The sequence below is a fragment of the Chitinophaga sp. SYP-B3965 genome (assembly GCF_009647655.1).
GTDB lineage: Bacteria > Bacteroidota > Bacteroidia > Chitinophagales > Chitinophagaceae > Chitinophaga.
Window position 1 is genome coordinate 3,245,352 of sequence record NZ_WJFD01000001.1, and the last position, 25,977, is coordinate 3,271,328.

At 44.9% G+C, this 25,977-nt stretch carries 21 protein-coding genes; 8 read left to right on the forward strand and 13 right to left on the reverse strand.

The genetic code is table 11. The annotated features are described in order from the left end of the window. From GFS24_RS12830 to GFS24_RS12840, 3 genes are all read right to left on the reverse strand, one after another. The gene (locus GFS24_RS12830; protein WP_153659953.1) at positions 1 to 3,471 is read right to left on the reverse strand and encodes a SusC/RagA family TonB-linked outer membrane protein; all 3,471 of its coding nucleotides are present in this window, start codon (positions 3,469 to 3,471) and stop codon (positions 1 to 3) included. Positions 3,472 to 3,475: 4 nt separating this feature from the next. Further along, a complete protein-coding gene (locus GFS24_RS12835) occupies positions 3,476 to 4,489 on the reverse strand; it encodes a FecR family protein (protein ID WP_153659954.1) in 1,014 nt (337 codons plus the stop codon). A 504-nt stretch (positions 4,490 to 4,993) separates the two neighbouring features. After that, entirely contained in the window at positions 4,994 to 5,575 is a 582-nt protein-coding gene (locus GFS24_RS12840; RefSeq protein ID WP_153659955.1) for an RNA polymerase sigma factor, read from the reverse strand. A gap of 241 nt (positions 5,576 to 5,816) precedes the next feature. Between GFS24_RS12840 and GFS24_RS12845 the strand changes: the two genes are divergently transcribed. The 4 genes from GFS24_RS12845 (at position 5,817) to GFS24_RS12860 (ending at position 9,047) form a co-directional block, all read left to right on the forward strand. After that, positions 5,817 to 6,680, forward strand: a complete 864-nt coding sequence (locus GFS24_RS12845) for an SPFH domain-containing protein (protein ID WP_153659956.1) — start codon at positions 5,817 to 5,819, stop codon at positions 6,678 to 6,680. 4 nt (positions 6,681 to 6,684) lie between these two features. Then, the gene (locus GFS24_RS12850) at positions 6,685 to 6,882 is read left to right on the forward strand and encodes a DNA-binding protein (protein WP_153659957.1); all 198 of its coding nucleotides are present in this window, start codon (positions 6,685 to 6,687) and stop codon (positions 6,880 to 6,882) included. A 227-nt stretch (positions 6,883 to 7,109) separates the two neighbouring features. Then, entirely contained in the window at positions 7,110 to 8,534 is a 1,425-nt protein-coding gene (locus tag GFS24_RS29090) for a hypothetical protein (RefSeq protein ID WP_216647399.1), read from the forward strand. 93 nt (positions 8,535 to 8,627) lie between these two features. Then, positions 8,628 to 9,047, forward strand: coding sequence for a hypothetical protein (locus GFS24_RS12860; protein WP_153659958.1), 420 nt, complete (start codon positions 8,628 to 8,630; stop codon positions 9,045 to 9,047). Between the two features lie 63 nt (positions 9,048 to 9,110). Here the strand turns inward: GFS24_RS12860 and GFS24_RS12865 are convergent, their stop codons facing one another. Continuing rightward, positions 9,111 to 9,590 carry a hypothetical protein gene (locus tag GFS24_RS12865; protein ID WP_153659959.1) on the reverse strand — a complete coding sequence of 160 codons (480 nt, stop codon included), beginning with the start codon at positions 9,588 to 9,590 and terminating at the stop codon, positions 9,111 to 9,113. Positions 9,591 to 9,781: 191 nt separating this feature from the next. Here GFS24_RS12865 and GFS24_RS12870 point away from each other — a divergent pair, with 191 nt between their 5' ends. Next, the gene (locus GFS24_RS12870) at positions 9,782 to 11,191 is read left to right on the forward strand and encodes an arylsulfatase (protein WP_216647400.1); all 1,410 of its coding nucleotides are present in this window, start codon (positions 9,782 to 9,784) and stop codon (positions 11,189 to 11,191) included. Positions 11,192 to 11,237: 46 nt separating this feature from the next. Here the strand turns inward: GFS24_RS12870 and GFS24_RS12875 are convergent, their stop codons facing one another. Continuing rightward, complete coding sequence (locus GFS24_RS12875) at positions 11,238 to 12,725, reverse strand: S41 family peptidase (RefSeq protein ID WP_153659960.1); 1,488 nt, start codon at positions 12,723 to 12,725, stop codon at positions 11,238 to 11,240. Between the two features lie 94 nt (positions 12,726 to 12,819). Next, entirely contained in the window at positions 12,820 to 13,767 is a 948-nt protein-coding gene (locus tag GFS24_RS12880) for an AraC family transcriptional regulator (RefSeq protein WP_153659961.1), read from the reverse strand. 219 nt (positions 13,768 to 13,986) lie between these two features. Between GFS24_RS12880 and GFS24_RS12885 the strand changes: the two genes are divergently transcribed. Together GFS24_RS12885 and GFS24_RS12890 are read left to right on the forward strand one after the other, a co-directional pair. Continuing rightward, positions 13,987 to 14,496 (forward strand): DinB family protein, encoded by a 510-nt coding sequence (locus GFS24_RS12885; RefSeq protein WP_153659962.1) that lies wholly within the window; start codon positions 13,987 to 13,989, stop codon positions 14,494 to 14,496. 18 nt (positions 14,497 to 14,514) lie between these two features. Continuing rightward, positions 14,515 to 15,285 carry a DUF4262 domain-containing protein gene (locus GFS24_RS12890; RefSeq protein ID WP_153659963.1) on the forward strand — a complete coding sequence of 257 codons (771 nt, stop codon included), beginning with the start codon at positions 14,515 to 14,517 and terminating at the stop codon, positions 15,283 to 15,285. A 110-nt stretch (positions 15,286 to 15,395) separates the two neighbouring features. Here the strand turns inward: GFS24_RS12890 and GFS24_RS12895 are convergent, their stop codons facing one another. From GFS24_RS12895 to GFS24_RS12920, 6 genes are all read right to left on the reverse strand, one after another. Then, the gene (locus tag GFS24_RS12895; protein ID WP_153659964.1) at positions 15,396 to 16,880 is read right to left on the reverse strand and encodes an arylsulfatase; all 1,485 of its coding nucleotides are present in this window, start codon (positions 16,878 to 16,880) and stop codon (positions 15,396 to 15,398) included. A gap of 81 nt (positions 16,881 to 16,961) precedes the next feature. Then, the gene (locus tag GFS24_RS12900) at positions 16,962 to 17,153 is read right to left on the reverse strand and encodes a hypothetical protein (protein WP_153659965.1); all 192 of its coding nucleotides are present in this window, start codon (positions 17,151 to 17,153) and stop codon (positions 16,962 to 16,964) included. A 54-nt stretch (positions 17,154 to 17,207) separates the two neighbouring features. Continuing rightward, entirely contained in the window at positions 17,208 to 18,878 is a 1,671-nt protein-coding gene (locus tag GFS24_RS12905; RefSeq protein ID WP_153659966.1) for a RagB/SusD family nutrient uptake outer membrane protein, read from the reverse strand. A 24-nt stretch (positions 18,879 to 18,902) separates the two neighbouring features. Next, positions 18,903 to 22,067, reverse strand: coding sequence for a SusC/RagA family TonB-linked outer membrane protein (locus GFS24_RS12910; RefSeq protein ID WP_216647401.1), 3,165 nt, complete (start codon positions 22,065 to 22,067; stop codon positions 18,903 to 18,905). A gap of 195 nt (positions 22,068 to 22,262) precedes the next feature. After that, positions 22,263 to 23,297, reverse strand: coding sequence for a FecR family protein (locus GFS24_RS12915; RefSeq protein WP_153659967.1), 1,035 nt, complete (start codon positions 23,295 to 23,297; stop codon positions 22,263 to 22,265). A 108-nt stretch (positions 23,298 to 23,405) separates the two neighbouring features. Next, positions 23,406 to 23,963, reverse strand: a complete 558-nt coding sequence (locus GFS24_RS12920) for an RNA polymerase sigma factor (RefSeq protein ID WP_153659968.1) — start codon at positions 23,961 to 23,963, stop codon at positions 23,406 to 23,408. Between the two features lie 558 nt (positions 23,964 to 24,521). Between GFS24_RS12920 and GFS24_RS12925 the strand changes: the two genes are divergently transcribed. Continuing rightward, positions 24,522 to 24,905: a hypothetical protein gene (locus tag GFS24_RS12925; RefSeq protein ID WP_153659969.1), complete on the forward strand. Its 384-nt coding sequence runs from the start codon at positions 24,522 to 24,524 to the stop codon at positions 24,903 to 24,905. 34 nt (positions 24,906 to 24,939) lie between these two features. Here GFS24_RS12925 and GFS24_RS12930 read toward each other — a convergent pair whose 3' ends face one another. Next, entirely contained in the window at positions 24,940 to 25,764 is an 825-nt protein-coding gene (locus GFS24_RS12930; RefSeq protein WP_153659970.1) for an NAD(P)H-binding protein, read from the reverse strand. Between the last annotated feature and the right edge of the window lie 213 nt (positions 25,765 to 25,977).

Genomic DNA, 25,977 nt, shown 5'->3' on the forward strand with positions numbered 1-25,977 from the left:
TTATAGTCCTACTTTCAGGCTTGCACCGAAACTGCGTGTTGCAGGCTGGCCAAATACATCTATACCTTGTAAGCTGTTGTTACCACCAGCACTTACTTCAGGATCAAATGGCGCATCGTTCTTGAAGAAGAACAGGTTGCGGCCGATGATGCCAATTTGCAGGTTACGAATGTGTTTGGATTTAACGGGTATTTTATAGCTGAGTGCCAATTCGCGTAAGCGAATGTTGGTGGCATCGTACATGTAGAATTCTCCTACACCTGCACGGCCGCCGATGGATTGATAGAATTTCTTGGCGTCCAGTTTGCCGGTGAAAGGTTTACCATCCTGCGTTACAGCATTCAGGCTTACACCTCCGTTATCTCTTGCCTGTGCGGTAGCTTCGGTTACACCATAACCATCCAGGATGGCTTGCGTCATACTCATTACCTTACCACCAAAACGGCCATCGATCAGGAAGCTGAGGGAGAAGTTCTTATAATCAAATGTGTTGTTCCAGCCCAGGTTGAACTTAGGATTGGGATTACCGACTACATAAAAACTACCGTTAGCATTGGATGCAACACTATCTTCTACTCCATCTCCGGCAGCATTCAGAATGAAAGCTCCTTGTGCGTTACGGCGAAGTGTACGGTTGGCATAGATATCACCCCATGCACCACCTTCCTGGATAAAGGAACCGTACATATTGGAACCAAACTGTGTTAGCTGAAAACGGGCGGTAGGATCTGCTCCTGCGATGTTTGCGTCAGACAGTTTGATCACGGTGTTCTTGTTGGCGGAGAAGTTGATATTGGAGGTCCAGGTAAAATCTCTGCCTTTTACAGGTACTGCGGTTAACATGGCTTCGATCCCTTTATTCTGGATATTACCCATGTTCACATAATAGATCTGGAAACCACTGGCGGGTTGCGCGCCGATCTCCATGTATTGTTTGAAGTTATTGTTCTTGTAGAAAGTAAGGTCCAGGGAGAGTCTGTCGTTCAGGAAACGTACTTCCAGACCGGCTTCTATGGAGCGGTTATCTTCCGGTTCCAGGAAAGTTCCCGGATATGGTGCGCGGAGGTTACTGTTCAATTCCTGACGGCCACCTACGATCTGCATGTTAAAATCTGCAGGGCGGGAGAAGTAAGGTTGTACTTCATTACCTACTCTTGCATAAGAGAATCTAACTTTTGCAAAGTTGATGGCTTCGGGCAGTTTTACCATTTCACTGATCACAGCGGTAATGCCTGCTGAGTAGTAGAAATAACCACCTTTTTCTTTCGGCGTAAATGCCAGCGTGCTGGACCAGTCGTTCCGGCCGGTGAGGTCCAGGAAGAGATAGTCGTTCAAACCTAGTTGCACATTACCAAAAACAGCTTGTGTTTGTTTCTGGTCTATACCTTGCATCTGTGTTAAAGCTAAAGGATCGATATTGGTTAACTGGAATTTGTTGGCGTAAACTAATCCGGGATTGGAGGCCCAGTTTACATCTGACAATATCCTGTCGTGTGCTTTCAGATCAGTTACGCTGGCGCCCAGGTTACCACTGATGTTCAGGTGTTCGCTGAGTTTTTTGTTGGCAGACAACAGCAGATCTCCATACAATTGCGTGTTGAATTCCCTTTCATAAGTGTAGCGACCATTGGTGGGTGCGAGTGTGGCTTGTGTACTGGCATATGCTTTCAGTTCATACTCGTCATAACTTTTATCAAAGCTACCGCGTGCCTGTACGCTTAACCAATCCAGCAGCTGGTATTTAAGAGAGAGGGAAGCCATGCCACGGTTACGCATTTCTGTTCTCTCATTCCTGTTCAGGATCCAGTATGGATTTTGCTGTTCTGCATCTCCGGCCCAGGTTTTTTCGTTGTTAATGTTCCACCAGTCCTGGAGGTTCATGTTCCTCGCTTTATCGAAGTATTCGTACTTTTTGTATTTGTCGAAATCAATTCCGCGGGGCAATAAATACAAACCGGTGAGCGGGTTAAAATAGAGGCCCACACCTGGTCTGTTCCTTGCATTCTGTGCGAGGAAAGTGATGTTTGCGTCTACGGTTAATTTATCGTTCAGCAGCTTCAGTGTTTCCCGGAAATTGAAGGTGTGGCGATTGAGCTTTGCGGTAGGAATAATGCCTTTGCTACTGGTATTGGAGTAGGAGAAATAAGACTGTGCAATTTCGTTACCGCCGCTGAGCGCAATACTATTTGTATAGGTAGAACCTGTGTTGTAAAAATCTTTTGCGTGATCCTTTACGTTGGAAACTTTAGGGCCCCAGCTCTGGTTATCACCAGGACCTGAGCCTCCGGGTGTTTGTCCGTACCTGTATTGCAGATCAGGTAATAAAAAGGGAGATTCGAAAGTAGCGTCTGAAGAAAAGTCGATCTTTGTTCTTCCTGCGCGGCCTTTTTTGGTGGTGATGATGATCACACCATTTGCAGCCTGGCTACCATATAAAGCAGCTGCGGAAGCACCTTTCAGGATATTGATGGTTTCAATATCGTCCGGGTTGATGTTGGAAATACCATCTCCCCCATCGCGGCCTGCACCACTTTGAATATCAGATGACTGGCCGTATGAATTGGCGGGTTGGGAAGGAGAAAAATTCGCTAATGGTACTCCATCTATGATATAGAGGGGCTGATTTTCGCGGGTGGATTTATTTCCGCGCATGATCACGCGGGCGGTTCCACCAAGGCCTGAGGCACTGCGGCCAATGGTTACACCGGCAGCTTTACCAGCCAGGCTGTTGATCACGTTCACATCTTTCACGCGGGAAAGATCTTCGTTGCTCAATTGTTGGGTAGCGTAAGTGAGTTCTTTGGATTTACGTTGAATGCCCAAAGCAGTTACAACAAATTCACTGAGGGAACGGCTGTTCTCTTCCAGTACTACATCATACACATCACCACTACCTACGGCTACTTCCTGACTGGTAAACCCCAAAAAACGGAATACCAGGATGTCGCCGGGATTGGCGGTTAAGACAAATGCGCCATTAGGCTGGGTTTGGGTTCCCCTGTTGGTGTTCTTAACAACTACGGTTACGCCGGGAAGGCCGGCTCCTTTTGCGTCCTTTACGGTACCGCGGATCTCTTTTTCAGCTAAATTACCACTGTTCATCAGGGTAACGGACGTTAAAGATCCGTTATGTTGTTCCTGATTTACTATGATCTTACTGTTTTTTCTCGTAAATTTCAGTCCGGTTTGTTCCGCGAGCAGTGTAAGTACCTCATCTATGGGTTGCTTCACACAGTTCAGGTTAATCTTCTTTTTGAGATTCAGATCGGATTTGTCGTAATGGAAACTGAGACCTGTTTTGGAGGAAATTTCAGTAAACACCTCTTCCATGTTCTTATTCCTGACCTGGATGGTGAGACTGACGTTTTTAGTATCCTGCGACTCGGCATTAGCACTGGCGGTGTAAGGAGCCGCCAGTGTGATGGCCAACGCAAGAGTCACTAGTGATAAAAGGCGTAGGCATTTTTTCATACATCTAGTTTTTGCATTTAAGGAAAATTGTGTCGTTCTTGATCGTGTAGCTTATATTTTTGGTTAGACAAATGGTTTCTATTATTTCCTGTAAGTTCTCATCTTTAAAGAAACCGGTGTAGTTCCACTCTTTCGCTTCGCATTCGTTGATCACTGTTACGTTATACCTGTTCTCAATTTCATTCACTAATTCTTCATAGCTGGCATCTTTGAACACTAAGAAGCCGTGTTTCCAACCTACGATATCGTCTTCTTTTTCAAAGGTGGTTTTGGCCATGCTGAGGGATACTCTATCATAGCTTAAACGTTCACTGGGGTTCAGTATCACCGGAGTTTTTTGGGCATGATCTACTTTTACTTTACCAGTGAGCAATGCTACCGTGATCTTCTTTTCTCTTGAATACGCTCTGATATTGAAAGATGTACCTAATGCGGTGGTGGCGATATCTCCGCTGTGTACCACGAAAGGATGGGTTGGGTCTTCTGCTACTTTGAAGAAGGCTTCTCCTTCATCGAGGTAGATGCTTCTGTTCTTTCCGGAGAATTTTTCAGGGTAGCGTAATTTGGAGGATGAATTGACGATGATGGTGGAGCCATCGGCCAGTACAACCTTTTCTGTGGAACCCTTGGTGGTAGAGACTTCTACGTAACCATTCCTTATCACTTTATTTGCTTTTACCACAGCAGATTGTACGGCGGGATGGAGTGGGTTCACAAGATTCGTTTCTGGTGTTGGCCATAGCGTAAATGCTATCAGTCCTGTGATCATGGCTGCGGTGGCAGTGTATATCCATGGGCGCCAGTTGCGTTTTCTCCTGTGTATTTCTGGTGTGTTGATCTGGTCCTGGATGCGCATTCGGACTTCTTCCAGTTGTTCCTGGAGGAAATCGTCTTCTATCATGGCGGACCGGTGTTGGTTGATGCTCGCAAACCATTGCTCGATGATCCTTATCTCTTCGGTTGTACACTTGTTTTGTGTATACCTTTCCAGGACTTTTTTGATCTGTTCAATATCCACTGCGGTAATTTTTTAGTTGGTGATATAAAGGGAGTCGTGTGTACGTTGGGAAAGTACCATCTGTTTTTAAAAAAGTTTTAGGGGGTTGGTTTTGAGGGGGTTGGGGGTTTGCCGCGCAGCAAAGGGCGGTTTTCTTTTCTTTTTTTGGAGAAGGGTTTTCTTTTGGGGGAGGTTCTTTTTGAGAATGGGTTGGGAGTTTGCCGCGCAGCAAAGGGCGGAGTTTTTTTCTTTTTTTGGAGAAGGGTTTTCTTTTGGGGGAGGTTCTTTTTGAGAATGGTGGGGAGTTTGCCGCGCAGCAAAGGGCGGTTTTCTTCTCTTTTTTTTGGAGAAGGGTTTTCTTTTGGGGGAGGTTCTTTGTGAGAATGGTCGGGAGTTTGCCGCGCTGCAAAGGGCGGTTTTCTTCTCTTTTTTAAGAAGGAAATTTTATTGGAGAGGGCCTTTTTTCTTTTAGGAAGGAGTTTTTTTGAGAATAGTGAGGAGTAGACGTTACAAAGAAAGCTTCTACTAAAGAATAGTAAGAATAGCCGCTACTACCAATAGATCCGTTTGGGTGTAGTGGGTGCGTAAGATCTTGAGGGCTTTGGTGATCTGGTTCTTTACGGTTTGTTGGGAGAGGTCCAGGCGGGAGGCGATTTGTTCGATACTCAGGTTTTCGAAGCGGCTGAGCATAAATATTTCTTTCATGCGGGCCGGGAGGCGGTTGATGGCTTCGAATACTTCGCTGGCTTTCGCTTTGTAGTCGTAGGTTTCTGAGATGTTGTGGGGTTGTGCGTCAAAATGTTCTATCAGTTGCTGAAGGTACTTGCGGTAGGTGCTGTCCTTTCGGTAAAGATCGATGATCTTGTGGCGGACGGACTGGTATAAATAAGAACGTAAAGACAATTGAATATCTAAGGTGAAACGTTTTTCCCATAGGGTGGCAAACAGGTCTTGCAGCACGTCTTTGCTGGTTTCTCCGCGGTCTGTTTTACTGAGGATGTAAAGATGTAAAGGACGGCTGTAGCGATCATAAATTGTATTGAACGCTCCGATATCGCTATCTCTTAAAAGAGATAACAATTGCTCGTCTGAATAGCTATTGTACATAAAAAATTTCGGTTGATAAAATGCTGTTGATCCTGGTTGAACTCTTTTAAATATCTCTTCTTAAATGCCTTTTTCCGGTTAACTACTGACCCAAAATAGTCATTCTCTTCTAATTTAAAACTTTTTGGCCCGGCTATTTTTTAAATATTTATTGGTGTATGAATTACACGATGCATTTTTTTTATTAGGGAAGGAATAGTATATTTGATATCAAATTGATATCATTTTAAATAATCCCCTTATGGAAAAGATCACCAAGCCAATGTCTGGCTACCTTGCATTTGTATTATGTATCCTTGTTTTTCTTTTGGGTGTTTACTCCATTGTGCTGGCGGCTAATAATCCGGGCTTGTCCTGGTTGAGCGTTGTCCTTTTCATTGCGTTCATCTTTATAGCCAAAGGCATCATGATCGTTAACCCTAATCACTCCCGTGTATTGACCTTCTTTGGAGAATACGTGGGTAGTGTTAAACAGAACGGTCTTTTATGGGTGAACCCGCTCTTCCGTTCTCAGAATATTTCTTTGCGTGCCAACAACCTGAACGGGCAAACCCTGAAGGTGAATGATAAAATGGGTAACCCTATTGAGATCGCTGCTGTTATTGTATGGCAGGTGAAGGATACTTATAAGGCGGCTTTCGAAGTAGAAGGTTTCCATCAATATGTGCAGATACAGAGTGAGGCTGCGGTACGGCATCTGGCAGGGAGCTGTCCTTATGAACATATGGAAGCTGGTCCGGATCAGCTTACTTTACGTGATGGTGGTGAGAAGGTGAATGATATGCTGGAGCTGGAATTGAATGAAAGACTTTCTCCTGCTGGCATTCATGTGCTGGAAGCAAGGATCAGTCACCTCGCTTATTCTCCAGAGATTGCAGGAGCTATGTTACAACGGCAACAGGCTACGGCGATCGTTGCAGCGAGGTCTAAGATTGTGGAAGGTGCTGTGGGGATGGTGGAGATGGCGTTGGAGATGTTATCTCAGAAGCAGATCGTTACCCTGGATGAAGAACGGAAAGCGGCAATGGTGAGTAATTTATTAGTAGTATTGTGTGGAGAGAGAGGTGCTCAACCAGTTCTGAATACCGGATCTTTATATTCATAAAATTATGGCGGGCAAGGAAAAGAAATCTTTTGTGTTACGTATTGACGGTGCAACTTATGATGCACTGGAACGTTGGGCGGCGGATGAGTTCAGGAGTGTGAATGGGCAGATGGAGTGGATCATTGCGAAGGCGTTGCGTGATGCGGGGAGAGAGAAAAAGGTGAAGGAGAAAAAAAGTGGTGGTGCAAGTGGTGAGAAATGAAACCAACAAGCGCTTATATTATTTAAAAAAGGCTATCTTAAAAAGGTAGCCTTTTTTCTTTCACAGGAGTTAAAGTTATAGTCATCTGAATTTCAGATAAGTGGATCAGTTAAATTAATATGTAATTATCCGATACTATTAATTGGTTATGCTGGTTTGATTTAAATAAGTAAATTGATGTAGAGAGCCCTTCGTATAACCCTCACCTAACATAAATCACATTTACTATGAAACAAGTTTTCTTAGCCCTATTCACTACCCTCCTATTCTTATCAAACATTAGTTGTCAAAAGGAGAAAGCTGTAAAAGGGCCAGACGAGCAGTTACTGGAAACTGCCAGGCAATTTTTCGATGCACAGGTTAAAACAACTTCGGGCGCATCAACTACTACCCCTTTGCAAACCCTGACTAAAGCTGCTGATTGGGAAAAAGCCCACATTCAAAACCTGGCAATGGGAAAAGTAGTGACCATTCCGCTGGACTTTAAAGAGCAGATGATAGGCATGGCCAGCTCTGGAGGTCATGCAAGATCATATGTAGATAAACTTTCCAAACTGATGATCTACACAGATGCCAAAGGAAAAATGCAGGCAGATGTGGTGATGTCCATACCGGATTCTGTTTATCGCAAAAACCAAAGCGGGCCTTTCTCCGGGATCGTTATTGTAAATGACTGGAACATGCAGACCAAAAGAGCCTATCACTATGAGGGAGGACTTGCAAGACCTATCCGCCTGGATAAAAAGCCCGGTATAATATCAACAGACCCTACAGCAAGAGTAGCGCCGTCGTCTGTCGCAACTATGGCCAGCTATACGATCAACTGTAGTTACATAGAATGGAATATATATGTGGGCGGGGAATACAGTTATACTTACACCCAATCCCTGGGTTGCACTATCTCTGGTGATGGTGGTACTGGCGGCGGTGGCGGTGGCGGAGGAGTTGACCCTAATGATAATCCTGCACCTCCCGGTGAAGGTGGTGGTGGCGGATCGGACGCACCAGCTATTCCTTTTTTCGGCATTCAGTCTATCATCAATCAATTTATAAACCCCTGCATAGTAGCTGCCAAGGAGAAACTGCCGAATTTCAACCTGAATATCTTTGCTAACAGCCTGCTGATCTTTCACAACAATCAAACGGTCAACTGGAATATTAAATTCCAGGAGAATCGTAATCTTCCGGCAGATCAACCCGGGGACTCTCATCCGGATGGTAATACCTGGGTGATAGAGTTGAATCCCGGATTCTGGGAGCAGGCTACACAACCCGATGCCACGCAGGAAATAGCAGGTATAACCATTCTTCATGAAATCGTACATGGCTATCTTTATGTTTGGCAGGATGCATTTGCCGTTGGGCCATTAACGAATTTTTCTACCCATGAAGATATGTTCAAAAACATGATCATATCCATGCGGGACGTTATGATGAACAGTTTTGGTTTAAACTATACGGATGCCACTGCATTGGCATTAATGGGCCTGGATGATGTGCTGCAACAGAAATATTCCGAAAGTGGTAATCTAACCGGCTACAATCAGGCATATAGTGATTTTGCTCTTCAGAATTATCAGATAAGTATTCCACAGGCAGACGCCATTCAATCGCAATATATTTCCGGGCAGAAAGGAACGAAGTGTTTCTAAACGCATAAAGGGCCGTCTCTTCTTTTTGAGGCGGCCCTATTTTAATCCGGAAATATTTTTATTACTTTCACTGGTCCAAAATACCACGGAACCATGCAAAGTAAATTTATCCTGCCGGCAGCGGTGCTTATGCTATCGCTTTATGCCTGTACCAAACAGCAAGATGACAGCAAAAAAGTAATTGATTACGCCACTTATGGGTATGTTTCTACCTGGAAAGAAATTGAAAGTAGAACGGGAACAACGAACTGGGTGGAGATCTCCAATGGGAGCACTTTTTCCATCTTCTCCAATTCCATTGATCTGGCGGCGCATCCGATCAGAGGGGAATATCGTTACATAGGCGTTAACCCAGGGATCAGTATTGATTCAGCAGGGTTTATTCAACAAACAAATGATTCGCTCTATTTCGTCGCCAGGGGGCGCACAGACACCACTATCCTTCAGTATAAAAACTACGGGGATTCAGTGCTGGTGATAAATGATCAGATCAAGTACAGAAAAGTACGTTAACAGCTCATTATCTGAAATGATCCAGGGTAGTGTTTTTTATGCTGCCCTGGATTATTTTGTTCCCTATGTTCTTATTTCCTGTGTGCAGATGTTGCCGGCTATATCATAGACTTTTACGGTGAAGGGTTTTTCTATAAGGGGGAATTCCCATTGTTTGTTATTCAGTACGGCATGTCCTGTGCCTACCTGCACTTTTACTATGGGGTGTTTGGCTTTTGCTTTGATGACTACCTTTTCTTCTACAATTACTTCTACTTCCGGTTTGTGGTAAGCATCCTGGAAAGCTGCGTTGAAGGCGGTTTGGTTGGGTTTCTTTATGGATTGATAGTAGGCCTTCTTTACCGGGTCTTTGACGGCGGCTTTGGCGAAGTCGTTGGCTCTTGAAAAGCGTTCCTGGTTCGCTATCTGGGTAGCGGTTTTGGGAGGGTATTTGCAGGGGGGCTTACATATTACGGTTTTGCCGTTTCGCTGGCGGAAGACTAATTCGCCTCCGAAATTGCCGCTTGCGCCGCGCATGATGCTATTACGTTTATATACTGCCATAGTATAAAGATAAGCATAAGATACCAGAAAATAAAGCGAATCTTTAGCCTATGTCAAACGAATCTGTGATATTAGATTCCTATGAGCATGCACCATCTTTCCCATCTCATCATACAGCAACTGTGTCTCCCGGATTATTATTATTTTTATCTGCTTCTGCCTAACCAATGTGGAAATAAAACATAAGACCCATGATGAGACTCTTTGTATTGATAAGCATCCTATTGATATCTACTGTTGGCCTCAAGGCACAGCAAAAACCTAATATTGTCTTTATCCTGGCGGATGACCTGGGTTATGGTGACCTGGGTGTATACGGACAAACAAAGATCAAAACGCCGAATATCGACCGGCTCGCTAAAAAGGGGATGCTGTTTTCGCGTTTCTATGCAGGTACTTCTGTATGTGCGCCTTCCCGTTCCTGTATCCTTACGGGGCAGCATAGCGGGCATACTTATATTCGTGGTAACAAGGAAATACAACCGGAAGGGCAAGAGCCTTTAGCAGATACGGTACAAAGTTATGCTTCGCTATTGCAAAAAGCAGGTTATACCACCGGGGCTTTTGGCAAATGGGGATTGGGTATGGTTGGTACTTCCGGTGCTCCGGATAAAAAAGGGTTTGATGTTTTCTTTGGATATAATTGCCAACGCCAATCTCATCGTTATTATCCTACACACCTTTGGAGTAATAATGAAAAAGTACCGCTGACGGGAAATGACCTTACGCAAAAGAACATCTACGCACCCGCATTGATCCAGGAAAAAACATTGGCGTTCATAGAAGCGCATAAAAATAAACCTTTCTTCCTCTTTGTTCCCAGCGTTCTGCCACATGCTGAATTACAAGGGCCGGATGATGTTTATTACAAACAATATGAAAACAGTTTTGAAGAGCATCCATTTAAAGGGGATGGTTATGGACCCGGTGCATTGGTAGCTGGTTATGCTTCTGTTGACAAACCGCGTGCTACTTTCGCTGCCATGGTAACCCGTCTGGATGCATATGTTGGACAGATACTGGACAAACTGGATGCCCTGGGCTTAACGGAAAATACGATCGTTATTTTCAGCAGTGATAATGGTGCACACAGAGAAGGTGGTGCAGATCCTGTATTCTTTAACAGCGCAGGTGGCCTGCGTGGTTTTAAACGTGACCTCTACGAAGGTGGTATCAAAACTCCTTTCATCGTAAAATGGCCGGGGAAAGTGAAAGCAGGAAGCAAGAGTGATTTCATTGGTGCATTTTGGGATCTGATGCCTACGTTTGTGGATATCACCGGGGCGCCTTCTCCCAAATATACAGACGGGATCTCTTTCCTTCCTACGCTATTGGGGAAAGGTAAACAAGCACAGCATCCTTATCTCTACTGGGAGTTTCATGAAAGTGGTGGGCGGCAGGCTTTACGAATGGGGAACTGGAAAGCGGTGCGATTGAATGTTGCAAAAGATAGTCATTCACTGCTGGAGTTGTATGATCTTAGTAAAGACCCGGCGGAGCAGCGTGATGTTGCAGCCTCGAATCCTGTGGTGGTGAAACAGATGGGGGATTATATCAATGCTGCACATGTGGAGAGTGCGGTGTTTCCTTTGATTAAGTGATTTTTTTAAATGACCCCGTTTGCTTTATGCAGGCGGGGCCATCTTTTTATTTTTGCTTTTCGATCAGCCTGTATGTAAACTCCAATTGGGTATCCACACCTGTTAACAGGTCTTGCAAGATGTAAGGTACCTGGTGATCAGGGATAGTGCCTCTCCCCTTTTCTCCTGGTTCTTCTACATTATTGCAATAATAAACAAGCGGGATCATCAGCGGCATTTTTGTAACGGGTAAACGAAGTGCTACAAATTCTGAACCATTACCACCTGTATAATTCCCCCCTGTTTCCTCTCCAATAAATACGCCTGTTTTGAGACTGTGTGCTACTGCGGTAAATTCTGCTGTAGCGGATCCTGTGGCACCATTCACAAGGTAGTAGACCTTTCCCCTGAATCCATTGGGCTTTGGTTGGAGTATGCCCAGAGTGGGGTTCACCTGTTCTGTAAGCAGAAAGGTGCTATCTGGCTGTGGTATCAGCAGCTTTCCTGTAGCAATTGCATTTCGTTCTTCTTCCGAAACGCTCGACTGTGCAAGGAATGGAGAATTGTAGGTTATAGTATGCATACTCTTATAATACCGTAACGGTTGCTGTATAAAATAAGTCAGCAGTTCCTGCCCCTGGGAATCGTATCCACCACTGTTATTACGGAGGTCTATTACCAGATTTTTGATATGCTGCTCCTGGATCTTCGTCATAGCATCATCCATGAAGTGCTTCAATTTCTGCCGGGCCTCCTCTCCGGTTTGCCCTCCATAAAATTCACGTAAAACAATTGTTGCGGTGCTTGTATTACTATTGATGCGAAACTGCCGTGGTTCACTTTTCTGTGCCGTTTCTTTGCGGATGCCCTCCAGTATTTCCTTGTTTACGGGGTTTGCCTGCGCATATTTATTTCCTTCTTCCATACCTACTCCCGGAAGGGTCACATTCCTTCGCTTTCCTTCCTGGTTGATGTATTCAATATGAAAAGAATCTGCCCGTTCGATGAATAAATTATAATAATAGGAAAACAGGACGTTTTGGATCTGCATGTATTTCAATGTTTCATTAGCACCATCCGCAAAAAGGTGGCGAAAGATATTTTGGACAATATCATTTATAGGCCGGCCATTGATGGCTAAAAGTACAGAACCCGGCTTTACGTCCTGGTTTTGGGACCTGTTAATGAGCAAGTGGGCTGTTCCTTCCAGGAAGTAAATCTGGAAAGGGAAAAAGTACCGGGCTTTATAAAGGGTATCAGACCAGTTGGCAGTGGGAATGATTACCGTATGGGCACACCGGATGCTGGAAATAAACCTGGCCGTCACTTCATAATAATCCCGCAGGTCCATGCTGTCTTTGATCTGCGCGTAGGTAGCGGCCAGGTTACTATCAAACTGTTGTTTTGACTGATACCTGAATAATCCGGGGTGGGTTTCCCGTAATGCTTTCTCTGCATAATTCAGGTCTTTTACCAGGTCTGCTTTTGAAAATTGCTGTGCTACAGCTCCCATCAGGGGGATAAAAAATGCCCAAACGAATAAGAAAATCTTCATTGTTTTTTTGAGCAAAGTTCATGGAAAGTGGTGTTTTTTTCCTGACTAACAATGCTCAAACCTAGCGATGAGGCATATTAAGATCAGCCATGCGTCAGCTTTTGAGGTAAGCGGAGGGTACCATGCCGGTGTATTGTTTGAAAATCCGTTGAAAGGTAGCCTGTGAACTGAAGCCGCATTCTTTGGCTATCCCGGCGATGGTGAGCTGAGAAATATCCTGCTCCTTCACCCTGTTCTTAAATGCTTCGATCCGGTAGGTATTCACATACTCGTTAAAGCTTTTGTGAAGATGTTGGTTGAGTACGGCGGAAATGGTTTTCTGCGGAAGGCCGGTATGTTGTATCAACATAGACAAGTTCAGTTCGGGGTTTAGATAGAGCTTGTCGGTTTCCATGGCTTTTGTGAGTTGGATGATTGTTTCCCGTACTGTCTGGTCGGGTAATGTGACTGGTCTTGCTGCTGCCTGCTTTTCTTTTCTTGATTGCAGAAAGCCATTGAAGCCCATCCAATAAATTAGTATCACCAGTGGAACATATACAGGGAACCAGGTGAGGTTATCCCACCAGCCTGGGCGAAGGGATGGAAAAATATAAGGGACAAGGTACACGAACCAGATAGCCTGGAATAATGAAAATCCCAGGAGGAAATGTTTCGGCCATTTGGGGAGGTCTTTTTTCAGGTATTGCCAGGCAAAAAAGAGGTAAGTGGTGATGGAGATCCAGCGGGGGATATCCGCATACTTGTTCCATTCATCCATAAAGTATCCCCAGGGGCCGGGGTTGCTCCAAATCCTACTAAAGAAGCCGATGATAAAGAGCCAGGCTGTCAGGTAAGGGACCAGGTCTATCAGAGCGGGCGCGAAATGCCATCGGTCCTTTTTGTTGATGCTATTTGCTTTGATATAGAACAGAATAAGGGGGCCTACAGCCATTGGTAGTGAAAGGGGAATAAGGTCTGGCAATAAGCGCGCTAAAGAATTGCCCTGTACCCATTCATCTTCATAGAGGTATTGATTAAGGCATATCAGGGTAACCAGGAGCATCAGCCATGCGAATATACGGGTATGCTTGTGGCGTGGCCCGGAGAAAAAAAGTAAGGCAGCAATGATAAATCCCTGGATTGTTCCCAGCAATAATATATTATGTAGAAAGGATAAAAACACCTCTTAAAGATAGTGGTTTTGGAGAGATATTACCCGGGCAGCATTACCATATCCGCCTACTTTTTTTTACATTTGGTGTTATTCAAAATCTATATAACCATGCAAAAAACGGAATGGTTTAAAAGGAAATTTCCTTTAATTGAAGATAATGGCATCCTGCCTTCCATTATTGAACGATTGATTGGTACGCCTGCACGGATAGAAGAAATAACCAGGCACCTTGATCCTTCTTCGCTGATCTCAAGGTTGGATGATAAATGGACGATCAAGGAACAAATAGGGCACCTCTCTGATGTTGAGCCACTATGGCTTGGCAGGCTTGATGATCTTATCAACGGACTGACAGAACTAAGGGTAGCTGATCTCACTAATCAGCGAACGCATACTGCTAATCATAACGCAGCGGACCTACAACTATTACAACAGCAGTTCCGGGAACAAAGGTTACAATTTGCCAATAAGCTAATTGATTTGAATGATGAAGAATTAGCTAACACTGCTTTACACCCCCGTTTAAAAACACCTATGCGTATTATTGATCTCGCCCATTTTGTGGCAGAGCATGATGATCATCATCTTGCCAGCATCCGTGAGATACTACTACGATAAAATCTCCAAACCTTTCAAATGACTCAAAGCTCACCTGAACAAGACAAACAACTCATCCTCAACAATATTGAGCAGTATGGCTGTCATCTCGTACTTATCGAAGCTGATAACTACCTGCCGGCATTTGCCTATTCCATTGGGCTTTATCAAAAATTCGGGCACCCGGAAGTAATTTGTTTTGGCCTGAAAACAGAAGTGCTGGGAGATCTCTTAAATTATGCCAGCGAATTGGTGCAAAGTGGGGAAAAATTAGTGACGGATAAAGCATACACGGGTTTCCTTGAAGGGCATGATGTGCAGTTCCTGGCCGTGGATAAAGCATTTTATCAAAACTACCTGGGTTACGGCGGATGGTTCTATGATCAGTCATTCGATTTTCCTGTATTACAACTCATTTGGCCGGATAAGGGTAATAACCTCCCCTGGAATGAAAATTTCAACCCGGAGTGGAAATTCAAACAACCATTGCTGGACAGGGATATAGACTTCAAATTTTACGAGGAAAAAAATGTGGTTGCGTACACCACGAAAGAAGTGCTGGCAGGCAAACCGATATTATATGTTTATCACGATGCTGATGGTGACTGGCAATTCTATGGTAGTGATGATCCCAGCCCCGATAATGCGATGCTTGTAAGCCTTGAATCAATTACAAAACTGGATCCTTCTATAAATGAGATCTATCATTTGCAATATGGATGGAATGCCTGGCGGCAGGATGTAAATGAAGATTGGGAATATGCGGAAGGGGAGGCAGATGAAGAGGAAGATACTAATGAAGGATCATAAAAAGGCAATGAAGTGGTATAAGTTACCGAGGAGGGCATAAGGCAGCTAAGCGGCAATTGAAAAAATTAGCGTGATAATTTTTTCAATTGCCGGAGTTGTAATGTGCCTGATTATTTGGCGTATTGTTGCCGCTTTCTGATATCTACCTTCGCTTCATTCTTCAGCGGTTTGCCGGGCATACTTCTTCCGTCTGCCACATATTTTTGCATCAAGGCGGTGAGTTCTTTTACCACATCCTGATTTGCTGCGGCCACATTATTCTTTTCACTGGTATCTGATACCATATTGTATAACTGCACTTCGGGTAATCCCTGTTCGAAAGCTGCTTTATTCAATGGAGCGGCCCAACCACCGGAACCGGGGCACAGGGCTAATTTCCATTTATCATTCTGGATGGTGAAATTCCCATTGATAGAATGGCTTATCACAGCCGGGCGGGCATTCTTTAATATGCTGTAACTGTCCTCTCCCATGTTATTGGGTAAAGGTATCTGTAGGATATCTGCGCAGGTAGCCATGAAATCTGTCAGAGATATTACGTTTGTGTTTTGGGAACCCGCTTTGAATTTTGCCGGCCATCGTGCCACGAATGGAACATGATGGCCACCTTCCCATACATCGGCTTTATATCCTCTGAAGTTAACACTCGGATAGTGGCCCAGCGCTTCTACGTTGAAGGTTTTCAGTACGTAAGGTGCGAAGCCGTTATCGCTGGTGAATATAACGAGGGTGTTTTCTGCCAGGCCCAGGGAATCCAGTGTTTTTAACACCTCTCCTACTGCCCAGTCTGTTTCCATTACAAAATCACCATACTGGGTGAGGTTGCTTTTACCTTCAAATCTTTTGCCGGGAACAATTGGTGTATGTGGTGAAGGCAATGCTAAATAAAGGAAGAACGGATTTTTTTGTTTAGACTGCGTAACGATCCTTTCGCATGCTTTATTGGTGAGAGTTGGCAATACATCTACGGCTTCGAAATCTTTTTCAGCCATGCCGGCACGCACCCATTTTTTACTTACTGTGGGAAGGCCAACGGTGTGATCATTTTCGATGTAGATGTACGGTGGCATATCCAGCGATGCACTGATGCCATAGTAATAATCAAATCCTCTTGTTGTAGGACCGTTTTTTATCTTTCCGGTAAAGTCGATCCTCTTTTCAATTTCCTTTATGGAAGTGTCTGGTTTTAGTGCCCAGTCCATTCCCAAATGCCATTTGCCTACGCAGCTGGTGCTGTAGCCATTTTGTTTCAGGAAGGCCGCTACTGTTGCATGATCAGGTGTTATCAACGGCTTGCTGTAACCATTGAGTACACCACTTTGTAAAGTAGAGCGCCATGGGTATCTGCCGGTGAGGATGCTGTAACGGGAAGGGGTACACACTGCTGAACTGCTGTGGGCGTTTGTAAACGTTACCCCGGTGCCGGCGATACGATCTATGTTTGGTGTGGAGATTTTTCCGGCGGGGTTTAAGGCTTTTACATCTCCATAACCAAGATCATCGGCCAGGATGAAGATGATGTTTGGTTTGGCCTTATTTTGCGCATTCGCTATCGTGCTGCAAAGCAGTAACATGAATATTACCCGTTGGATCATTGTGGAATTTTTACTTCCACTAAGATAAGGTATCGGGCTGGTTGGATTGGGCGTTTTTAAACCATTTCTAGTGGCATTTTGCTATGACCCGGGGGAATAATACTTTGCAACAGCTAACAACAATGTAACGCCCAGCAGTCCGTATCCCAGCCTTTTTATTTTTTTCTTTTTGTTTTCATACTCCGGCGTGGTGGTTTTTATAAGTGAATCACTCATAAAAATCATAAAAAGGCCTATTGCAAACGGTATAAGGAGCTCTATGTATTTTTCCATCTGGCTAAAATACAAAAAGGCGGCTAAATCATAGCCGCCCTTTTTGTATTTTATTTAGTACCCGTCGTTCTGCTTCAGGTTGTTGTTTCCGGATATTGCCTGTGTAGGTACCGGGAACCTGTTATAATGTACATCAGATGGGGTATGATCCCACCAGGAATCTGAAGTGAATTTTTTCCAGCGGATCAGGTCTGTTCTGCGGCGGCCTTCCGCCAGGAATTCAGTACCCCATTCACTCAGCATACGGTAGTCATCGAGGTTGGCATCTGTAACGGGATCCGGGTCGATGCCACCATCAAAATTCCTTTTCCGTACTGCGTTGATCAGTGTGGCGGCGCCACCTTTATCTCCTTCGCGCATGAGGCATTCTGCCAGCATGTATTGCACTTCCGTTAGGCGGATAGCAGGATTGTCTGCTCCCCAGCGGAGGTTTTTATCTGTGTTATTCGGGATCGGCACTTTTACAATGCGGACACCAGTGTTCTCTTCTCCTTCAGACATTTTGGAGGGAAGGTCTGCGATAGTGGCGAAACGTTTACCGGGACCCACTTCTGAGAAACGGCCTACCTGGTCTACAAATACCATTGGCTTATCCTTATATTCTTCTCCACCAACGATCACATCTCCGGCAGGTGTAAAGTGAGGACCGTAAATAAACATGCCTTCATAATTTCCACCGCCTTTATACTTGTATTGTTTTTTGCGGAGATCTGCCGCATTGAACTTTTCAAATGGTGATCCCAGTTTGTATAAAGCGGAATACGGTGCACCGGTTGGTGTGAGCGAAGGTTGGAGATGTGCTCCATTGTTGAGCCCTCCGTCAATATCAAAATACTTGGCAGTGTTGTAATGATAGAAAACACTGAAGAACCAGTCGTATTGCAGTTTGTTGAATTCAGAAGGAATAGACCAGATGATCTCTTTGGATTCATTGTTCTTAAAACCATGCGGACCATACCAGGTGGGATCTAAACTGTATTCACCATATTGTTTGGCGAGGATATCCTGGCAGAGTTTCTTTGCTTCTGCAAACATGGGTTTGCGGATATAAGCTTCCGCATTGAAATAGAGCCTGGCCAGCAAAGTGGCTGCGGCAGCCTGCCGGAACGCGCCTTCTTCTTTATCGGTAATCACTTTCTTCGGCAGTTTCTCTATGGCTTCTTTCAGCAGTTTCTCCACATGCGCAAATGTTTCCACGTCTGTTTTACGGGGAAGGGACTCTCCTTCCAGCGATTCAAAAACAGGGAGGCCACCGAAATAGTCCAGCCCTCTCAGGTAGAAGAATGCGATGAGGGTGTTCAGCTGGTTTACATGATCATCTTTATCAGCCTGTGTTAAGGCGAATTTTGTGTAGTCCAGTTTTTCCAGATCTTTTTTTGCATCCAGTGCCAGCGCTACGCCCATGAGTGTACCACGCCATGTTCCCCAAACCCATCCATCATCTGGCGTCCAGCGATGATAATGGTATCTTTCATTTTCACCTCCATTGTACCAATGCCTGCCTTTAGTGGTAATGGCAAACTGATCTGCGGTATATTCCTGTAAGTTCCATCTGTCTTCTCCCAGGTACCAGCGTGCATGTGTAAAAGGACGGTATAATGCGGCTTTGATATCCTTTTCGCTTTTGAAGAATGTTTCCGGTGTTACCCTATCGTGAAATTCCTGATCCAGGTTTGTGCAGGACCCGAGCAAGAGTACGGTTACTGCTAAAAATATTTTTTTCATACGAATTACTTGTGGAATGAATAATTAGAAACTTGCCTGCAAGCCGAACATGAACGTGCGTGTTTTCGGATATACGTTCCGCTCTTCAAAACCAGGCTCCAGGCCGTTGATGTTCACTTCCGGATCCAGACCGGTGTAATTGGTGAGCACGAAGAGATCGCGTGCAGTTATATATAACCGCAGACCTTTCAGTGGTTTCACTGTTTGTGCAGGGAAGGTATATCCAAAGTTGAGTGCGTCCATTTTCAGGAAGGTTCCTTTTTCCAGCCAATAGTCAGTCAGTTCTTTTTCACCGATGATGTTCTTGTGTCTATCGAATGCTTCGCGTAGTACGTTTTGTCCTTTTACATTGGGTAGGCTGTAGTACATGTTGATCATGTTAAATACATCATGCCCTATCCAGCTGCGCATAAAAACGCCTGCGTCAAAATTCTTCCAGCTAAGGGTATGATTCCAGGAGAGCATTATTTTTGGAATGGCGTTGCCGATGAAAACTTTGTCTTCATTCTTCTTGGCCTGTGCTTTCACATCAAATGCTTTACCTGTTTTATCATACAACATCCAGTTGCCCGCATCTGTAAATCCGGCAAAACGCCAGATGTAGAAACGGCCAATATCTTCTCCGGGATAGAGTCTTACGGCACTTCCGGGATTACCGGGGGCAGGGAAACTTTTACGGTCGGCAAAAGTTGATCCACCATTTAGTGTAGTGAGTGTACTGCGATTGGCGGAGGCTATGATGCCGGTGGTATAATTCCAGTCGGCGTTCTTTATGGCTACCCAGTTGAGTTCAATTTCATATCCATTGTTCTCCATGTTGCCTACGTTCACACTTGTTTTATCATGGATAGCAGGCGGCTGGGAAACACTTACGTCATAGATCATATCATCTACGCGGCGTTTGTAGAAGTCCACACGGCCATTTAGCCTGTTATTAAACAAACCGAAATCGAGACCAACGTTCACCTCTTTTTTCACTTCCCAACGGATGTTCTTATTCTGATTATGCAATACACCGTAAGTGCGCAGCCACTCTCCATCTACCAGCCACCATGTATCGGGGCCATATACGCGTGTAGAAACATTGGCGTTAAATCCTTCATTACCTGTAGCACCGTATCCACCACGGAGTTTCAGGTTGCTCACCAGGTTGGAATTCTTCAGGAAGTTTTCTTCTGAAATACGCCATGCAGCTGATATACCGGGAAAATTACCCCATTGGTTACCTTTCGCGAATTTAGAAGATCCTTCATGCCGCAGTGAAGCGGTGAGGATATAACGATCTTTGAAAGAGTAATTCACTCTTCCGAAAAATGCGATCAGTTTTACGGTGTTGCTCTTCCATGATCCTATACCAGCACGTCCGTCTGCCAGCCATGTACCGGTACCCATATCATTATCCTGGATACCATCTACGGGGAAGTTAGAGTTGTTGGCACTGAAACCCTGGCCGTTAAAATCCTGGTAAGTATAACCACCTACTGCATTGATATAATGATGACCGATGTTCTTGTTATAGTTCAGCGTGAGTTCCAGTGTGCGATCGTCCCAGCGGGAGTAAGACTGGCTGGCATTTCCATCGATATTATCATTACGGGAAATACGGTGTTGCGCAGAGCGATAGAAGTTCTTATGTTCTGTATCGTTCTTTATGGCTATCATACCAGCGGCATAAAGGTCTTTTGTGATGTTGATCTTAAGTGTGGAACTGGCCAGCAGGTTTTTGTATTGGCCCAGGTCTTTCCGCAGTTTTACTTCTGCGATGGGATTGAAATAATCGAATCCGCCTACAGGGATGTTATAACCGGTTACATCGTTTTCGTTATAAGGTGTTTCCGTAGGGTTCATGGTCAATGCCATGTTGAAGATGCCATTATCACTGAAAGTAGCATTGGCCTGAATGTAGCTGATATTGGTACTGAGTTCTGCTACGCCGTTAAAAAAAGTGAAATGGGTATTGATGCGCCCGCTGTATTCTTTTCTTTTGGATTCTATGGCCATGCCCGTTGCATTACGCGTCATGAAGGAAGCATATACCTGGGCATTTTCCGTACCACCGTTCACGTTCAATACATAACGCTGGCTGAAGGGAGATTTATTGGTCACTTCTTTGTACCAGTCTGTTTTATGCCCCAGGTCTGTACCCACTTTATTGGCTACAAATTCTTCTGCGGTAAGGGATTCCGGTCTTTTTCGGATGGATTCCAGGAACAGCTCACTGGTAAAACTGGCGCGGAGCATACCGGCCTTTGCTTTTTTAGTGGTGATCAGGATCACGCCGCCGGAAGCCCTGGTACCATATATAGCGCCGGCAGATGCATCCCGTAATACGCTGATGGATTCAATATCTTCTTTTACTACTGTATTGATGTTGCCGCCGGGGATACCATCTATTACTACTAAAGGGCCCTGGGCAGCGTTGATAGAATTCACACCACGGAGCTGTAATGATACGCCGGCATTGGGATCTGTTCCATTGGTGGAGATCACGGTAAGGCCGGGAACTTTTCCCTGGATGGCCAGCAGAGGGGATACGGAGCCAGCGATCAGATCTTCCTGGCCGAGTTTTGTAACGGCTCCGGTAAGGTCGCGCTTGTTCATGGTACCATAACCTACTACCACTACTTCATTTAACTCCGTATCCTTACTTTCCAGCAGGGTAACGTTAATGGATGACTGGCCGTTTACGGGAATGGCCTGTGCGGCGTATCCGATAAAGCTGAATGTGAGTGTGCCTTTTTCATCTATGCGGATGGTATATTCTCCCTGTTCATTTGTAATGGTGCCTTTTCCTGGACCAGATACAATGCTGACACCGGGAAGGGGTAAACCGGTACGGTCTGTAACCTTTCCTTTTACGGTGATCTCTCCGAGCCCCGGGCAGGTTTCGTCTTTTTTGATGACCACGAGATTGTTTTCTAACCTGTCAAAAATGAGCCCAGTACCATTCAGCATCTGAGACAGAAGGGTCATGACCGGCATATTTTTCGCGTCCAGGGTAACTTTCACACCTTCATTCAACACGAGGTTGCTGAACACAAACCGGTAATCTGTTTTGCGTTCCACTTCTTTCAGCGCGCGGGTAAGTTGTGTGTTGCGAAAATCCACACTGACCTTATTCTGCGAGTTTCCTTCATATGCTGTTACCTGCAAAGTGGTAAGCAGCAGCAAAGCCGTTGTCAGTTTCATAAGTAGAATCTTTTTAAACGCCCTTTTGGAGGGCAGTTTAATACAGGTGTTTTTCATACCTTAGAGGAGGTTTAAATGTTAGAAATATGGCGCAGCAATGCTGCCCACGTTTTTAGCCAGGGGAGAACAGGTACCAGCTGCGCTCCCCTCCTTTTTTTAAATGGGAATTTTTATATGTTAAGTCGTTTGCCCGATTTAGTTACTGATCTTTATTTCTTTTCCATTAACGCTGTATTTAAATCCATAAGAAGCCTGTAGGGCTTTCATAACCTGGTTGATATTTTCTTTTTCAAATGTGGCGGTGAATGTATACTGTTCAACTGTTTTATCTTCAAAGATGATCTTCACGTTAAACCAGCGTTCCAGTTTTTCTCTTATGTCGCGGAAGGTTTCATTTTCAAACACAAGGCGGTTGTCTGACCAGGCTGTTTCAATGTTCACCTGGTTGCGGTTATAAGAAAGTGGCATAATGGCGGTGGACGGGGCTGGTGGTTTTACATCAGCGGGCGCCGGGAGTGATTTCAGGTCTTTTATGATCACAAACTTCTCCTTTGGCTGCAGGGTTTTATAAACAGCGGCGGTGTTCTTTAAATAGATCTCTACTTTTCCGCTTATCAGCGACGTTTCGCTTTTCTTTTCTCCGGGGTATGCTTTTACATTGAATACGGTGCCCAATACCTTTACATCATATCCTTCCACAGCTACAATAAAAGGCGTTTCCGCATTGTGTTCTACCTGGAACAACGCTTCTCCTTTCAGGCTCACATAGCGGTTCTTCCCGCCGAAATCCTTATCCAATAACAGTTCTGAACCTGCGTTGAGGATCACGGTGGAGCTGTCCGGTAATTTCACGGTTCGCTTTTCTGCCAGGGCGGTGGTGAATACGCTGGTTTGTTGTGCCCAAACTGGCGGTTTGCTGGTGTTCTTTTGGAAGATGAAAAATGTGGCGGCTGCGATTATTGCTATGGAGGCTGCCACGGCTATCAGCTTGCGGGGATTTCTATTTTTGTTATACAGGGGGATCACTTCTGCTTCCTCCTGATCCGCTTCCAGCAGCATGAGGGAAATGCCCAGTACCAGTTCCCTGGCTTCAGCGAAGGTGGCTGTTTCTTCGGGATGTTGGGTTAGATAGTTCTCCCAATGTGTAATATCCGCCGGGTTCCTGCGGAAGCAATAGTTGATGAAACTGTCGTCTATTACCAGTTGTTCGATTTCATAACGTTCGGGCATACGATACCTCTTTCCTGTATAGACGGATACATCTTGCCGATTTACCAACTTTTTTTGAGATTTCTTTTACGGGGGGATTTTAGGCGGACTTACATTTTAGCCGGTTGCTTAAAGGGCGGGCAGGAGACTGAAAATGGCGGCGAATTTCATTTTGGGGTTGGATTGTTTCAGTTCTTCCCGGAGGGTTTTAATGCCTTCGTAGAGGTTGTTGTATACGGAGCGTGTGTTGAGGCCTGTGCGTTCTGCGATCTGTTCTGTGGTGAGGCCTTCGTAGTATTTGAGGTGGATCACTTTCTGGCAACGGGCGGGGAGGCGTTTAAAAGCGGCTTTTACGGAAGCGAGGAGTTCTTCGTTGGATTGGATGCGGACGAGGGTTTCCAGCACTGAGGGCTCGTAGGCGGTTGTGTCTGCGAGGGTGGCTGACTGTTGTTGTTTGCTTTTGCGGTGGTCGTCTATCAGTTTATGGGTGAAGGCGCGGGTGAGATAAGTTTTGGGATGCAGGATGCCTGCAGGGTCCAGGTTTTTCTGCAGCAGATCCAGGAAAAATTGCTGCACGAGGTCACGGCTCTCCTCTTCTCCGTATCCCCAGCGAGTGGCGACGTGGATCAGGTGAACATGGAACTGTGCATACCAACTGTCTACGTGTTGTGTGAGGTTTGAACCCATAGCTTATCTAGTGGGCAAAAAGTAAGAAAATTAATTCAATTGGACTAATTTCCTGGTTTTCGGTGCTGGTGGAGCCGGGGGTGTTTTTATTTTTTTGGTTTGGGGTTTGCCGCGCAGCAAAGGGCGGAGTTTTTTTCTTTTGGGGGAGGTGTTTTTATTTTTTTGGTTTTCGGCGCTGGCCGAGCCGGGGGTGTTTTTTTATTTTTGGGTTGGAGTTTGCCGCGCAGCAGAGGGCGGATGTTTTTTTTCTTTTGGGGGAGGTGTTTTTATTTTTAGTTTGAAGGGGTATTTGCTTTTGAGCTTTTTGTGTGGAGCTGGGGGGATTTGCTTTTAAGTTCTCTTATGAGGAAGCGTTTTTTTTGGTTTGGACAATTATTTTTTTTGGCTCTTTTGTGCGGAGGTTAAGAGGTGTATTTTATTTTTAGCTTGAAGGGTGCTTCCTTTTAGGCTCCTTTGTGAAAAGGTTGGGTAGTGTGCTTAATTTTTTTAGGATAGATGCTTCGTTTTGCGGTGTAACCTTTTTCTCTTCCATGCCGTTTCAAGGTAAATATCCCACACATGAAGTATTCACTCTACGCATTTGTTTTTCTTTTGTTCTGCGCCTGCAAAAAGGATAATATCATCAACACTACTATTTCTGGTAAATGGAGACTTACGGAAGTTGCCTTCAGTTCAGGCGGGCCGATGGAAGTGAGACCAGTGGATCCGGATAGCGCGACTACTATGTTTTTTGGAGGAAACGGCCAGTTTATTATTACTCCTGCCGGGGTTAACGGGTATGACCAGTATGCTGTTAACGGAGACACGGTAACGATATCTTCCTCCAGGACAGCCTCAATTTATATTTGCAAGTTTGAGATTGTAAAAGGTTCTTTAACCCTTAATCCTATTATGCCCATGTGTATAGAGGGATGTTACTCGAAGTATATTAATATTAAATAGGCCCGCAGTGCCCATACTGCGAGCCTATTATTTATTATCCCCAGACACCGGTGGCTGCTGTCTTTTTAACGTACTCAGAAAAGTCCCGGGGTGCTCTGCCTAAGGCGCGTTGCACACCATCTGTCAAACTTTCATTTCTTCCATCCAGCACTTCTGTAAATAAATAGGTAACGAGCCAGATGAATTCTTCAGGGATCTCATACTCGGTGAGCATGGCTTTGTATTCAGCGGCTGTTACCTGTTCGTATACTATTGGTTTGCCTGTGGCTTTGGAGATCTCTGCCATGGCTTGTTTAAAAGTGATGAGGCGCGGGCCGGTTAATTCATATAATTGGCCCGCATGCCCTTCTTCTGTGAGTGCGGCTACTGCTACATCTGCAATATCATCCACATCGATGAATGGTTCTCCTACATCACCTGCCAGCAGTGCAACGTGACCATGTTGTATCGGTTCTAAGAGATATCCTTCGCTAAAGTTCTGGTTAAACCAGCTGCATCTGAGGATGGTCCATTCCACGCCTGCTTTCATGATCAGCTCCTCACAATCCTGCGCTTCTTTTTCTCCTCTGCCGGATAATAATACCAGTTTCTTTACACCGTTTTCTACTGCTAATTTGGTGAAAGCGCCAACGGTTTTAACAGCGCCGGGGATAGCCAGATCAGGATGGTAACTGATATATACAGATTCAATATCCTTCAATGCTGGTTTCCATGTTTTGGGATCTTCCCAATCAAAGGAAGGTGTTCCGGAACGGGAACCTACTCTTATGGGTAAGCCTAATTCGGTGAGTTGTTCTGCTACCCTGCGGCCTGTTTTGCCGGTACCGCCTAATACGAGGATCTGTGATTTTGTGTTCATATAGTTTGGTTATTTTTTTATCAAAATTAGGATGGGTAGCAGCGGGAAAATAGAACAAAACCGACAGGGCAAAAAAAAGAGGGCATCTCTTATGAGATGTCCTCTTTTTTGGAAGAGAGTTTGCCGCGCAGCAAAGGGCGGTGTTTTTTTATTTTTGGGAGAGGTCCCTCTTATCACCTCGCCCCTTGCATGGGCGGAGGTTTTTTTATTTTT

What these genes read in the sequence shown, in the direction of transcription:
- GFS24_RS12900 (WP_153659965.1), bottom strand. Translation starts at nt 17,153, where the DNA reads ATGGAAAAATACATAGAGCTCCTTATACCGTTTGCAATAGGCCTTTTT.
- GFS24_RS12845 (WP_153659956.1), top strand. Translation starts at nt 5,817, where the DNA reads ATGGAAAAGATCACCAAGCCAATGTCTGGCTACCTTGCATTTGTATTA.
- GFS24_RS12875 (WP_153659960.1), bottom strand. Translation starts at nt 12,725, where the DNA reads ATGAAGATTTTCTTATTCGTTTGGGCATTTTTTATCCCCCTGATGGGA.
- GFS24_RS29090 (WP_216647399.1), top strand. Translation starts at nt 7,110, where the DNA reads ATGAAACAAGTTTTCTTAGCCCTATTCACTACCCTCCTATTCTTATCA.
- GFS24_RS12890 (WP_153659963.1), top strand. Translation starts at nt 14,515, where the DNA reads ATGACTCAAAGCTCACCTGAACAAGACAAACAACTCATCCTCAACAAT.
- GFS24_RS12870 (WP_216647400.1), top strand. Translation starts at nt 9,782, where the DNA reads ATGATGAGACTCTTTGTATTGATAAGCATCCTATTGATATCTACTGTT.
- GFS24_RS12865 (WP_153659959.1), bottom strand. Translation starts at nt 9,590, where the DNA reads ATGGCAGTATATAAACGTAATAGCATCATGCGCGGCGCAAGCGGCAAT.
- GFS24_RS12905 (WP_153659966.1), bottom strand. Translation starts at nt 18,878, where the DNA reads ATGAAAAAAATATTTTTAGCAGTAACCGTACTCTTGCTCGGGTCCTGC.
- GFS24_RS12885 (WP_153659962.1), top strand. Translation starts at nt 13,987, where the DNA reads ATGCAAAAAACGGAATGGTTTAAAAGGAAATTTCCTTTAATTGAAGAT.
- GFS24_RS12915 (WP_153659967.1), bottom strand. Translation starts at nt 23,297, where the DNA reads ATGCCCGAACGTTATGAAATCGAACAACTGGTAATAGACGACAGTTTC.
- GFS24_RS12895 (WP_153659964.1), bottom strand. Translation starts at nt 16,880, where the DNA reads ATGATCCAACGGGTAATATTCATGTTACTGCTTTGCAGCACGATAGCG.
- GFS24_RS12850 (WP_153659957.1), top strand. Translation starts at nt 6,685, where the DNA reads ATGGCGGGCAAGGAAAAGAAATCTTTTGTGTTACGTATTGACGGTGCA.
- GFS24_RS12840 (WP_153659955.1), bottom strand. Translation starts at nt 5,575, where the DNA reads ATGTACAATAGCTATTCAGACGAGCAATTGTTATCTCTTTTAAGAGAT.
- GFS24_RS12925 (WP_153659969.1), top strand. Translation starts at nt 24,522, where the DNA reads ATGAAGTATTCACTCTACGCATTTGTTTTTCTTTTGTTCTGCGCCTGC.
- GFS24_RS12920 (WP_153659968.1), bottom strand. Translation starts at nt 23,963, where the DNA reads ATGGGTTCAAACCTCACACAACACGTAGACAGTTGGTATGCACAGTTC.
- GFS24_RS12930 (WP_153659970.1), bottom strand. Translation starts at nt 25,764, where the DNA reads ATGAACACAAAATCACAGATCCTCGTATTAGGCGGTACCGGCAAAACA.
- GFS24_RS12860 (WP_153659958.1), top strand. Translation starts at nt 8,628, where the DNA reads ATGCAAAGTAAATTTATCCTGCCGGCAGCGGTGCTTATGCTATCGCTT.
- GFS24_RS12880 (WP_153659961.1), bottom strand. Translation starts at nt 13,767, where the DNA reads ATGCTCCTGGTTACCCTGATATGCCTTAATCAATACCTCTATGAAGAT.
- GFS24_RS12910 (WP_216647401.1), bottom strand. Translation starts at nt 22,067, where the DNA reads ATGAAACTGACAACGGCTTTGCTGCTGCTTACCACTTTGCAGGTAACA.
- GFS24_RS12830 (WP_153659953.1), bottom strand. Translation starts at nt 3,471, where the DNA reads ATGAAAAAATGCCTACGCCTTTTATCACTAGTGACTCTTGCGTTGGCC.